At 30.8% G+C, this 12412-nt stretch carries 11 protein-coding genes; 2 read left to right on the top strand and 9 right to left on the bottom strand.

All coding sequences use genetic code 11. From position 1 onward, the window contains the following. Nucleotides 1-54 precede the first annotated feature (54 nt). Nucleotides 55-438 carry a DUF983 domain-containing protein gene (locus SY27_RS04330; RefSeq protein WP_045967599.1) on the top strand — a complete coding sequence of 128 codons (384 nt, stop codon included), beginning with the start codon at nucleotides 55-57 and terminating at the stop codon, nucleotides 436-438. 14 nt (nucleotides 439-452) lie between these two features. On the opposite strand, the gene SY27_RS04325 is transcribed toward SY27_RS04330, so the two are convergent. From SY27_RS04325 to SY27_RS18775, 9 genes are all read right to left on the bottom strand, one after another. Further along, complete coding sequence (locus SY27_RS04325; RefSeq protein WP_045967598.1) at nucleotides 453-1508, bottom strand: FAD-binding oxidoreductase; 1056 nt, start codon at nucleotides 1506-1508, stop codon at nucleotides 453-455. 69 nt (nucleotides 1509-1577) lie between these two features. Then, a complete protein-coding gene (gldN, locus tag SY27_RS04320; RefSeq protein WP_045967597.1) occupies nucleotides 1578-2471 on the bottom strand; it encodes a gliding motility protein GldN in 894 nt (297 codons plus the stop codon). Nucleotides 2472-2515: 44 nt separating this feature from the next. Beyond that, nucleotides 2516-4075, bottom strand: a complete 1560-nt coding sequence (gene gldM / locus SY27_RS04315) for a gliding motility protein GldM (protein WP_045967596.1) — start codon at nucleotides 4073-4075, stop codon at nucleotides 2516-2518. Between the two features lie 57 nt (nucleotides 4076-4132). Continuing rightward, on the bottom strand, nucleotides 4133-4765 hold the full coding sequence (gene gldL, locus SY27_RS04310; protein ID WP_045967595.1) for a gliding motility protein GldL: 633 nt from the start codon (nucleotides 4763-4765) through the stop codon (nucleotides 4133-4135). A 50-nt stretch (nucleotides 4766-4815) separates the two neighbouring features. Continuing rightward, nucleotides 4816-6189, bottom strand: coding sequence for a gliding motility lipoprotein GldK (gene gldK, locus SY27_RS04305; RefSeq protein ID WP_045967594.1), 1374 nt, complete (start codon nucleotides 6187-6189; stop codon nucleotides 4816-4818). Between the two features lie 145 nt (nucleotides 6190-6334). Then, nucleotides 6335-7486, bottom strand: coding sequence for a formimidoylglutamase (locus SY27_RS04300; RefSeq protein ID WP_045967593.1), 1152 nt, complete (start codon nucleotides 7484-7486; stop codon nucleotides 6335-6337). A 3-nt stretch (nucleotides 7487-7489) separates the two neighbouring features. Continuing rightward, complete coding sequence (topA, locus tag SY27_RS04295; protein WP_045967592.1) at nucleotides 7490-9985, bottom strand: type I DNA topoisomerase; 2496 nt, start codon at nucleotides 9983-9985, stop codon at nucleotides 7490-7492. 79 nt (nucleotides 9986-10064) lie between these two features. After that, nucleotides 10065-10217, bottom strand: a complete 153-nt coding sequence (locus tag SY27_RS18780; protein ID WP_161794122.1) for a hypothetical protein — start codon at nucleotides 10215-10217, stop codon at nucleotides 10065-10067. Between the two features lie 160 nt (nucleotides 10218-10377). After that, nucleotides 10378-10572 carry a hypothetical protein gene (locus SY27_RS18775; protein ID WP_161794121.1) on the bottom strand — a complete coding sequence of 65 codons (195 nt, stop codon included), beginning with the start codon at nucleotides 10570-10572 and terminating at the stop codon, nucleotides 10378-10380. A 363-nt stretch (nucleotides 10573-10935) separates the two neighbouring features. On the opposite strand from SY27_RS18775, the gene miaB reads away from it, so the two are divergent. Further along, nucleotides 10936-12384 carry a tRNA (N6-isopentenyl adenosine(37)-C2)-methylthiotransferase MiaB gene (miaB, locus tag SY27_RS04285; protein WP_045967590.1) on the top strand — a complete coding sequence of 483 codons (1449 nt, stop codon included), beginning with the start codon at nucleotides 10936-10938 and terminating at the stop codon, nucleotides 12382-12384. Nucleotides 12385-12412 lie beyond the last annotated feature (28 nt).

Raw genomic sequence — 12412 nt, 5'->3', positions numbered from 1 at the left:
AATTGTTACTCATTTACTTTATGTAAATAGTATCTTTGTATAAATTTTTTGCAAATGTTAAAAAAAGGATTGAAACTAAATAGTATTTTAACAGGAAGTTGTCCAAAATGTCATGAAGAAAGCATGTATGAAGACAAAAATCCTTATAATTTATCGAATATTTACAAAATGCATGAAAAATGCAGTCATTGTAACACCAAATATAAAATTGAACCTTCCTTTTTTTATGGTGCAATGTATGTGAGTTACGGACTTGGTATTGCTTTTTCTGTTGCTGCTTTTATTATTTCGTATTTATTCTTTGGAACAGGTTTAAAAACTTCATTTATTGTAATCATTATTACTCTAATTGTTTTCATGCCTATTATAATGAGACTATCTAGAAATATTTGGATAAATATTTTTATACATTATGATAAAGATTGGAAAAAGAAATAACCCGATTGTCTCTTTTACCCCCTTTTTTTATAAAAGCGATCTACGTCTATTTCTTTCTCTAATGGCTTATTATTTTCAATGTTATCAAAAAGTTGCTTTGCCAAAAATGGTCCTAGCATAACACCTCTTGTCCCTAAACCATTTAAAACATGAAAGTTTTTGTTTTCAAAATGAGTTCCTACTAATGGCCTTCTATCTTTAACTGTAGGGCGAACACCTGCTAAATGCTCAATAATTTCATACTCACAATTAATAACTTCTTCTAATTTTTCAATAAGCTCATCTTTACCTTCTTTGGTTGGAAGATTCGTTTTATCCACCCAATCATAAGTAGCCCCAACCTTATAAAAATCATTCCCTATTGGCAAAATAAAAACACTTGACTTTATAGTTACATCAACTTTTAAATCTTTTGCTTTAATCAACAAAAGTTCTCCCTTCGTACCATCTAATGGCAATTCATTAAAAAATGGATTTGAATGCATACCAAAGCCTTCAGCAAAAATAATATGTTTTGTTTTATACTGATTGTATACTACTTCATTATCTAAAAACTTAATTTTAGAATAATCAAATGATTCCTTGATAAGTATTCTTTTTTCTTCTAAAAAAGCAGCATATCTAGAAACTAATAATTTAATATCTACATATCCTGTATTAAGAACTTCTCCATAACCAAGAGGAGCATTAACATATTGAAACGAATTAGATAATATAGAAGTAGATAAAAATGAAGATAAATTAGGTTTATCAGCAGCTTGAAACCAATTATTCTGTTCTTCAATAGATGCAAACTTTCTATATATTGGAACCTTAAAATTTATTTTAACTGAAAGGTTTTCTTCAATTTTAGTATAGAACAGCATAGCTAATTCTAACTGTTCTTTGGCTTTCCAAACTTCACTAAATCTCTTTAAGACAACTGGATTGTACAATCCAGCAGCAACTCTAGAAGAAGGCTGAGATTCATTTTCAAATACCACAATTTTTTTCTCATTCTTTAATGCAAATTCTGAGAAACAAACTCCTGCTATTCCTGAACCAACAATAATATAATCTAAGTCTATCATAGTGCAAAAATAAATAAACTCTTATCAAATAAATGATAAGAGTTTATATTAAATTGGAGAAAATTTATATTAATAATTCCACATATCTTGTTCAAAATCGCGTATTTTATCTTTAACACGCTCTGACTCTAACAATTGCATTTGTGCATTTTCTTTCATGTAATCTTTAATCTTACGATCTCCGTAAACATTTTCTTCAAGATAAATAACACTTGTAAATCTTCTTGAATTTAGCAAATGATCAAAAGAAAATGGCATTGCAGAATTCTTATTGTTAAAAGATTTTGCTTCGTGTAAAACATCTCTTGAAGCAGGGAAATATACCCAAAATAATTCAATATAATCTTTTTCTTCAGAATTCATTGTGTACACATCTGGTACAACAGGACAAATTCCTAACATACGATATTTCAATTCACCTTGACGTTTATCAAAATACCAATATCCTACAGTTTTATATGCATCAACATGATACGCTTCAATAAGTGTTTTTGTAATATACTCTTCAGGAATTGCTTCACCTGCGTTATAATACTCTCTACCAACATCAGAAGTATCGATTAAAACTAAAGAAGATTCTATGTCTGAAAGCGTTTTCTTATCTTGAAAATAACTATCACTATAAACTTCAGTAATTCTACCATCTTTTATACCATTAATTAAAACGTTATAAAGAGGTTGTCTCTCTTTAGTTGACATAACATCTCCTTCTACAGGAAAATATAAAGGAAAATTAACTCTTTCATCTAAATCGATATATTCCCATACACGTTTCCCCATAAGGATATCCCTATCCATAACATATCCGTAAGGAAGAGGTTTATCATTATCAGCTATTAATTCAGCTTCTGTTTTTTCTCCTATTTGATCAGGAGTTTTTGCGTTTAAAAGATTAGACTGTGCAAAAGTATAAGTTGAACCTAAACCTAATGCAACTACTAATATAAGTTTTCTCCAATTCATTTTTTATTCTATTTAGTTTATATATAAACTCAAAAAAGTAATAATTATTTTATTTCATACGTACATGGAGCCGTTTTAGGTAATTTATACCCACTTGCGCCAACTAAGCTTGTTTCAATATTGTTAATAATAACCATATCTCCACGTTGTGCTTTTGCGATAGCAGCTTTTGCTCTACCGTCCATTCTATTTCCAGAAACTTTAACTGTTGGCTGACCTGGAACTTTAATTGTAAATCCAGTAACATTTAGACCAACTTCAAAATCAAAATCTTCTAATTTTGCTCCTACAGTACATACTTCAAGATTACTTTTAGCACCTGTAGCTGCATATTCACCTCTAACAGTTCCTAAAGGACCTGGAATACCTTTAATACGAAAAGTTTTCTTATCTGAAACTGGAGTTCCATCAGGTAACTTTCCTGTAACATTGATAGTAACTTCTCTTCCTTGACCTGGACTCATATTATATTTTCCAACACCTGAACCTTTTGATAAACCAGGAGCAGAAGCCGAAACTTTATCATCTGAAATTCCTGCAAAAGAAATTGTCATTGGGTTAACAACACCACGATAAACAACATTCATTTTATCCGCAGAAATTGTAGCTGAGTTTGGTTTTGGAACAACTACATAATTTCCAGTAATATCAACAGGTACTGGCTTACCATCTTCCATGAAAGTGAATTTACCTTCAATTTTATGTTCACCAATATTCCCAGAAGGAATACTAAAATTAGCAGCTCCATTTTCCATTGCAGTAGCTAAATCTAATTCAGTTCCATTAACAACAACTGAAGAAGGTACTGTTTTGTTATCATATTTACCTAATACAATTTTACCTTTTACAGCTTCACCTGCAAAAAATGCACTTTTATCTAAGATAACAATACCTTGATAATTCTTCATAGAAGCAGCTTCTTTAAAAGTATTTCCAAGAAACACATTATAAGCTCCTGTTTCAGTTGACTTAACATCATTCTGTAATGCAGTTAATTTTGAAACTGTAGCGATTGCAGGAAAACCTTTAAAATGATAATCTAAATATTTTTTCTTAACGCCTTCTCTATCTTTTACATCTTTTGTAGAAAACTTATTCTCAATTTCTTTGATTATTGGTTGATACTTAACATCAGAACCAAAAACTTTTTTCATTGAATTGATATAAGCTTCAAATTTAGCTACAATTTCAGTCCCTTTTGGAGAATAACCATCACCTTTAAACCACTCTTCATCAATTGTACTTTTATCCATTGCCTCAAAAGGAAGATTCCCTGTTTTTGGATCAACTTCAAATTTACTATTTATATCTTTTTTTAAAGTTTCAAGATATGCATAAAAATCATTTGAAATTTTAGAAACTTCATTTGCCATCTTATTTGGACCAGCAAATTTCGAAGCATCTTCACTTGCCTTTTGATCAAGAACAGATAATAATTTCTCATTAGACTGTGTTGCTGATTCATTAGAAGAAGTGAATTTTTCATTCATTAATCCAAATGCTGTTAATACTTCTTTTGACATATTCAATGCCAACATTGCGATGAAAACCAAGTACATTAGGTTAATCATCTTCTGTCTAGGGGTTAATTTTCCTCCTGCCATTTTTGTAATTAGTTTTTTTTAATTAATAAATTTTGTTAATTTAAATGATAAAACTAATTATCCTCTTGTATTCATAGCAGTTAACATACCTCCATAAACAGCATTTAAAGATGCAATGTTTGATGTCATAGATTGCATTTGTTCTTTTAATTTAGCTGCATTATCAGCAATTTCTTTATTTGCTTCAGCATTTCTAGAAGCGCTTTCTAATTGTACTTTATATAAGCTATTTAATGCTTCCATTTGAGCAGCAGCTTGAGACATTTCTTCAGAATATTTCTTTTGAGAAGCGATAGAATCTACTGTAGGAGAAATGCTTTTTGCAGCTCCTTCAAAGTTTCTAATACTACTTCCTAAGCTTTCCATTAATGCTCCATCAATTTTAGCATCTTTTAACATGCTATCTAATTTTTGAGACAATAATCCTTGAGCTTCAGCAGGATTTTCTGCTTTCTTTTTTCCAGCAGCTTCGCCACCAGCTAATTCAGGATAAACTAAAGACCAATCTAAGTCTTTTTCAGGTGCTTCAAATGCTGATAAACCGAAAATAAACGCTTCCGTTAAAAGTCCGATAATTAACATTTCGTTTGCAAATACCCAGTGTTGTAATTTGAATAAAGCTCCAACAATTACAACTGCTGCACCCATTCCATAAAGGAAGTTCATCATTTTTTTACTTAAAATTGCCATAATAAAATTTTAGTTAGTTAAGTTAATATAATTAAAAATTGGTTAAATATTTATTTAGGACTTGTTGCAGTTGCTGCAGTTCCCATGTAATCTTGTACAGTTCTAAACCCGATGTAACTTCTAGCTGAATCAGCATATTCGAAATCACGAGTTGACACTTGCAAGAAGTAAGCAACATCTTTCCATGATCCACCACGAACAACTTTTCTTTGGTTTTTACGATCTGGAACATTTGGATTCATAGTAGAAACGAATTCATAAGCAGTAACATCATAAGATGATTCTGTCCATTCTGAAACGTTTCCAGCCATATTGTAAAGATTAAAATTGTTTGGCTCGTACGATTTTGCTTCTACAGTATATAAAGCACCATCAGCTGCGTAATCACCTCTATTTGGCTTAAAGTTAGCCATAAAACATCCTCTATCATTTTTAGCATAAGGACCACCCCAAGGGAAAGCTCCTGACTCAATTCCGCCTCTAGCTGCATATTCCCATTCAGCTTCTGTAGGCAAACGGAAAGAGTTTACTTGATCTCTTCCTTTTTTCTTTTTGATATATGCATTTTTATATAAAGTTCTCCATGCACAAAAAGCTTTTGCTTGATTCCATGTAACACCAACTACAGGATATTCACCATAAGCTTGATGCCAGAAATAATCATTATGCATTGGCTCATTATATGAGTAAGCAAAATCTTTAATCCAAACTGTTGTATCAGGATATATTTCTACTGGTTTATTCTCTTCATATAAACCTTTACGTCCTTTTTTAGTTACAGCTTTATTCCAATCTACTTCTCTAAACTTAAATTTAAGCTTAGAAACATCAATTGTTTTTAACCCATTATATGATTCTGATTCAGGAAGATACATTGAGTCCATAACTTCAACATAGTACTCATCTGGATACTTCTGTGGATCATTTAAAAGTTTCACTTTTTTATTCAATTTTCTTCCAGCATAAGGATCATCATCAGTACCGATACTGTAGTAATTCTCATACATATATTTATCATATGGAGACATTTCTTCCACATTTGCATCTGCAAATGCATAATCTCCAATTCCACCAGCTCCGTCTGTAGCGGTTTGACCAACTTCGTCAGCCAACATCGCAAGTCTAGTTCTAATGGTTGAGTCTTTCACCCACTCCACAAATTGACGGTATTCACTGTTTGTGACTTCCGTTTCGTCCATATAAAACGAACGAACAGTTACTGTTTTTGTAGGGGCATCTTGAATACCAGCTAAATCATCATCTGATTTACCCATAATGTAAGCGCCGCCTGGCACTAATGTCATCCCATAAGGTTTCTCAGGATTCCATCTCTTTCCTTTTACTCCTACTAATTCACCTCTATCTCCTTTACCACAACTGATAAACAATGATAAGATTGCTGTAAATACAACTAACTTCTTCATATAAATTTGGGTTAATATAATTTTACTTTTAAGGGCGTAAACCTATTCAATAATTTTGAAAAAAACAATTATTTTAGATAATTTCTTAAAAAAATATTAAAATTAATATAAAAAAACTGGTATAATTTCTTAAAATTACTTTGATCTACAATAAATTACGTCGATATGCCTTCCACCATCTATTAGGCACTTCTTGCTCACATGCTAACAAATAATCATCATGAGTGCAAGGTAATAACGTATTTCTTTTTAATTTATTATTTACATTATCTAAAAATGGTATTTCAATCCACCATCTTTCTGTTTTATTACTCTTAAAAAAGATTAATTCATCTTCATCAATCAATACAATATATTTCAAATAATCTTCCTTACTTCCAAATGGATATTCTTTTGAACGAAAACAATATCCTTCAATAAAATACCATACACTTTGCGCTACCAGTAATGATTCACTATCATTAGGCTCAAAGTTAAATATTCCAAAACTAGATACTTTATCGCTAATTCCTGAATATCTAGCCAATGTACAAATTTCTTTACCATCAAACCCATTTGAGTTAAACTCTTGAAGCTTTCCCGAAAAGGAAGATTGAACCGCATTCATATCAATACTAACAATATCTGCGTCTCTGAAAACAGGTTCTGCTATTGCTATCTTATTTGAAACCTCTCCTAATCGATACGCTTCGAAAAATAGTTTTTCAATTAAGTCAATTTCTTCTTGAGAATTATAATATGTTTGATAGCCAATATTACTAAAATTAAATAAATTATTTGGCTCTTCGACAATAATTTTTGTTAAATAGGATTCATAAAGGTAAACATTCTCTTTCTCAAAATCAAATTTACTATCAATTGCTACTAAATTTACCATTTGATCTAAATTATCATAAGCCCTATAAAGTGCATATGTTAAATCTTGAGTTCCTCCTATAATAATAGGTAAAATATTTTTCCTTAATAAGTCTTCATTAATCGTTTTAACTAAAAAATAAGTATCCTCTATTGTTTCTCCAGCAATAACATTTCCTAAGTCGACAAGTGAAACATTCCAATTTCCAGGAAATAACGAATAAAATTTTCTTCTAAACGCATCAAAGTTATTACTATTATTGTTATCAATTCCTCTTCCTCTATTTTCATTCACACATATAATAGCAATATTTACATTGTCTATATCTGGAAAATTCGTTTCAGTATGAAACAATGTCTTTTTCCCTAATGTTTGACTTGAAAGTGTTTCATTAAATTCAAGATAATTTGAGCTTACAGGTTGTAAAAAATCAAAAACCATTCACTATTTCTTTTTTGTAGTTGCTTTCTTTGCTGGTTTTTTAGCCGTTTTCTTAGCAGGTGCTTTTGCTTCAATCATTTCTTTCGCTTTTTCTAAAGTTAATTTAGAAGCATCGAAATCTTTACCTAATTCGATTTTCACCTTCCCTTTTAAAATGACAGATCTTCCCCATCTAGCTTTTTCAACTCTAATTCCTTCTTCTGACCAATCGTGGATTACTTTATCTATTTCCTTTTGAATTTTATCTGCAACTAATTCATTGATATCTTCTTGAGATAAATTATCAAAATCATATTTTTTATTAACATTGATAAACATTCCATTCCATTTTATAAATGGACCAAAACGCCCTACTCCTTTTTGAACAGGTAAGTTATCATAAGTTCCTATAGGAGCGTCTGCTTGTTTTTTCTCCTCAATTAACTCAATAGCTCTACCTATTGTAACATCTAATGGCTCTTCTCCTTTAGGAAGCGAAATAAAAACCTTACCAAACCTAACATAAGGTCCGAAACGCCCATTATTTACCTCAACTTCTTCATCTTCATAACTTCCTAATGACTTCGGTAATAAAAACAACGTCAAAGCTTCTTCTAATGTAATTGTTCCAATGTTTTGTTCTGGCAATAAACTCGCAAACTGCTTTTCCTCATCTTCTTGTTCTCCTATTTGAACCATTGGTCCAAATTTCCCTAATCTAACTGAAACTTGTCTTCCACTATCAGGATGTTTTCCCAATATTCTCTCTCCTGTTTCTCTTTCAGCATTTTTTTCAACATCTATAACAGTAGGATGAAAATGATTATAAAAATCACTCATCATTTTTACCCAATCTTCATTTCCTGAAGCAATTTCATCAAAATCTTGCTCTACTTTTGCTGTAAAATTATAATCTAAAATAGTTTTAAAATTAGCTACTAGAAAGTCATTTACAATCATTCCAATATCTGTAGGCACTAATTTTCCTTTATCTGAACCAGTATTCTCAGTCAAATCCTTTGAAACAACCTTTCCTCCTTCTAGAACTAATTGATTATAATTTCTTTCCTGCCCTTCAAAAGTTCCTTTTTCCACATAATTACGATTAATAATCGTAGAAATAGTTGGTGCATATGTTGATGGACGACCGATTCCTAATTCTTCTAATTTTTTCACCAAAGAAGCTTCCGTATAACGACTTGGTGGTCTTGAAAAACGCTCCGTAGCTGTAATATAATTATTCAACAGCTTTTCATTAATTTTCATTGCAGGAAGCATTCCTTCTTGCTCTTCTTCGTCATCATCATGCCCTTCAAGATAGACTTTTAAAAATCCTTCAAATTTTATAACCTCACCAGTAGCTGTAAAATACTCTGAATGATTATTTGCTTCTATTTTAACATTTGTACGTTCTAATTGCGCATCACTCATCTGTGATGCAATCGTACGTTTCCAAATTAAATCATATAATCTTGCTTGATCTCTATCTATATTAACGGTATGACGAGACATATCTGTAGGACGAATTGCTTCGTGAGCTTCTTGCGCTCCTTTAGATTTTGTATTATAATTTCTTGGCTTACTGTATTCTTTTCCGTAGTATCCTTCAATCTCAGCTTGAGTAGCATTCATTGCCTCATTAGACAAATTAACACTATCCGTTCTCATGTAAGTAATTAAACCGGCTTCATACAAACGTTGAGCAATTTGCATTGTAATTCCAACAGGTAAATACAATTTTCTTGCTGCTTCTTGTTGTAATGTGGATGTAGTAAATGGAGCTGCAGGAGATTTTTTAGTTGGTTTCGTTTCTAAATCTGCAACTTTATATTTTGATTCTATATTTTGTTTAAGAAAATCTTCTGCTTCTTTTCTTGTTTCAAAATTTTTAGGCAATTTCGCTTTGAATGATTTTCCTGCTTCATTAGTAAATTCCGCAGCTATACTATATGACGCTACAGATTTGAAGTTTTGAATATCTCTTTCTTTTTCTACAATTAATCTAACAGATACTGACTGAACTCTACCCGCTGACAAACCTCCTTTTACTTTTTTCCACAGAACAGGAGACAATTCATATCCTACTAACCTATCTAAAACTCTTCTTGCTTGTTGCGCATTTACTAAATTATAATCTATACTTCTAGGATTTTCAATTGCCTTTTGTATAGCTGTTTTAGTAATCTCATGAAAAACAATTCTTTTTGTCTTATTTTGGTCTAATTTCAATTCTTCTGATAAATGCCAAGCAATTGCTTCTCCTTCACGGTCTTCATCGGAAGCAAGCCAAACCATTTCAGCTGATTTAGACAAGTCTTTTAGTTTCTTAACCAATGCTTTTTTATCGCTTGATACTTCATACTTTGGTTTAAAGCCATTTTCAACATCTACCCCTATTTCTTTTGAAGGTAAGTCTGCAATGTGCCCAAAGCTAGACTCAACTTGATAATCCTTTCCTAAAAATTTTTCGATCGTTTTTGCCTTTGCAGGTGACTCTACAATAACTAAATTCTTTGCCATTATCCATTTTTTATTTGGAACAAAAGTATGCTTTTTTTTAAATTAAACATTCTTGAAATAACAATAATTAAATTTTATCCTATTCATAACCTCGAATTTTATCTAGCTCATCATATCCTTTATAACCCGTTGCATCTTTATAAATAAAGTATTGTGGGATTAAAATTATTGCAAACGTGAAAAAGAAACCTATACCACAAAGGAAGAGTCCAAAATAGGCAATAAAACTCATAACAATTCTTAATAAAAAAGTAACAACTCAGTTTTTATTTCCAATTGCAAAAGCTATTTTCACTACTTCTGTCGTATTCATATTTTGGTTAAAAGCGTACACTATAATAATATAACTTATAGGTATTATTGTATATAAAATTGGGAAGAAACACATCATATTAAGAAACCAAAACAATTCCTAAAGTGATAGTTGAAATTTTAAAAGTCTTCACAAAAGTGTTTTTCCTTAACAAAACAAAAAAATCACTAGTGCTATAATTTTCATTCTTATCTGCTTTTTCATAAATAACATACAGACCTCCTAATAATCCTGTAAAAAAAGTCATCAAAAACAATAGAAATATAATAATCATAAAAAAGCACAATATACCAAAAAGAGAAAAACCAAAATTATTCGTAATGTTTATTCCATCATTGAATTCTGAAATTATTACAAAAGGAAAAACAAGTATAGCTCCAAGGCTAAAATATGTAAGTATAAAAAAATCAACAATAAAAAACCTTGAGACCACGTTTTTTTAAACAACTCTACAGACCTATTAAACACATTACCAAAATCAGCACTATTACTAGCGTCAATTTTATTTTTTATATCTGAGGATTCCATTTTACTTTTTTGCAATAATAAAAAACTTATGTTAAACATTATCTGACATCTTGTCATAATTTATAATTTAGTATTATCTTTGCTGACTGAAAATACACGAATTAGTATTATGGAAAAGATTATCGAAGAAAACAAACAAGGTACAAGTCTTGTTTTAGAACAAAAAGAAGAAAACGCAAAAAAACTTTTTATAGAAAGTTACGGCTGTCAAATGAATTTTTCTGATAGCGAAATTGTTGCTTCAATATTAGCAAACCAAGGTTACAATACTACTCAAAATCTAGAAGAAGCTGATTTAGTATTAGTTAACACTTGTTCTATTCGAGATAAAGCGGAACAAACCATTAGAAAACGCTTAGAAAAATATAATGCTGTCAAAAAGATTAACCCTAACATGAAAGTAGGAGTTCTTGGCTGTATGGCAGAACGATTAAAAGACAAATTTTTAGAAGAAGAGAAAATTGTAGACATGGTTGTAGGACCAGATGCTTACAAAGACATTCCTAATCTTTTAAAAGAAGTGGAAGATGGTAGAGATGCCATAAATGTAATCTTATCTAAAGAAGAAACCTACGGAGACATTGCTCCTGTTCGATTAAATTCTAACGGAGTAACAGCATTTGTATCCATTACAAGAGGTTGTGATAATATGTGTACTTTTTGTGTTGTTCCTTTTACCCGTGGTCGTGAACGTAGTCGTGAACCACAAAGCATTATAGAAGAAATTCAAGATCTATGGTCGAGAGGATTTAAAGAAATCACATTATTAGGACAAAATGTTGATAGCTATTTATGGTATGGAGGTGGTTTGAAAAAAGATTTTGTAAAAGCAACCGAAATGCAAAAAGCAACTTCAGTAGATTTTGCACAATTATTAGACATGTGTGCTTCACAGTTTCCAAAAATGCGTTTTCGTTTTTCAACATCTAATCCTCAAGATATGCATGTTGAAGTAATTGAAATTATGGCAAAACATCATAATATTTGTAATTATATTCACTTACCTGTACAATCTGGAAGTACTAGAATTCTAAACGAAATGAATCGTCAACACACTCGTGAAGAATATATGACTTTAATTGATAACATTAAAAGAATAATTCCAGATATTTCTTTGTCACAAGATATGATTACTGGTTTCCCAACAGAAACAGAAGAAGATCACAAAGATACTCTTTCTTTAATGGAATATGTAAAGTATGATTTTGGTTTTATGTTTGCTTATTCTGAAAGACCTGGAACGATGGCTGCTAGAAAAATGGAAGATGATGTTCCTGACGAAGTAAAAAAACGAAGATTAACTGAGATTGTAGATTTGCAACAAGTCCATGCATTAGAAAAAACAAAAAGGTTTGTAGGTCAAATTGTAGAGGTATTAATAGAAAAAGATTCAAAACGTTCTAGTGAACATTGGTCTGGAAGAAACTCTCAAAATACAGTTGTTGTGTTCCCAAAAGAGAATTACAAACCGGGAGATTTTGTAAATGTAAAAATTACTGATTGTACGGCTGCTACATTAATAGGAGAAGCAGTTGAATATTCAACAATTATGCAATAACGAAACGACCTCAATATAATTATCAAAT

It is taken from the genome of Flavobacterium sp. 316 (genome assembly GCF_000967805.1).
GTDB classification, from domain to species: domain Bacteria; phylum Bacteroidota; class Bacteroidia; order Flavobacteriales; family Flavobacteriaceae; genus Flavobacterium; species Flavobacterium sediminilitoris.
Note: the sequence above shows the minus strand (reverse complement) of the source record. Positions and strands in the feature narration are given on the sequence as shown.

Bases quoted from the DNA above. Each gene is read 5' to 3' on its own strand.
- SY27_RS04330 (WP_045967599.1), top strand. From the start codon at position 55: ATGTTAAAAAAAGGATTGAAACTAAATAGTATTTTAACAGGAAGTTGT.
- SY27_RS04325 (WP_045967598.1), bottom strand. From the start codon at position 1,508: ATGATAGACTTAGATTATATTATTGTTGGTTCAGGAATAGCAGGAGTT.
- gldN (WP_045967597.1), bottom strand. From the start codon at position 2,471: ATGAATTGGAGAAAACTTATATTAGTAGTTGCATTAGGTTTAGGTTCA.
- gldM (WP_045967596.1), bottom strand. From the start codon at position 4,075: ATGGCAGGAGGAAAATTAACCCCTAGACAGAAGATGATTAACCTAATG.
- gldL (WP_045967595.1), bottom strand. From the start codon at position 4,765: ATGGCAATTTTAAGTAAAAAAATGATGAACTTCCTTTATGGAATGGGT.
- gldK (WP_045967594.1), bottom strand. From the start codon at position 6,189: ATGAAGAAGTTAGTTGTATTTACAGCAATCTTATCATTGTTTATCAGT.
- SY27_RS04300 (WP_045967593.1), bottom strand. From the start codon at position 7,486: ATGGTTTTTGATTTTTTACAACCTGTAAGCTCAAATTATCTTGAATTT.
- topA (WP_045967592.1), bottom strand. From the start codon at position 9,985: ATGGCAAAGAATTTAGTTATTGTAGAGTCACCTGCAAAGGCAAAAACG.
- SY27_RS18780 (WP_161794122.1), bottom strand. From the start codon at position 10,217: ATGAGTTTTATTGCCTATTTTGGACTCTTCCTTTGTGGTATAGGTTTC.
- SY27_RS18775 (WP_161794121.1), bottom strand. From the start codon at position 10,572: ATGATTATTATATTTCTATTGTTTTTGATGACTTTTTTTACAGGATTA.
- miaB (WP_045967590.1), top strand. From the start codon at position 10,936: ATGGAAAAGATTATCGAAGAAAACAAACAAGGTACAAGTCTTGTTTTA.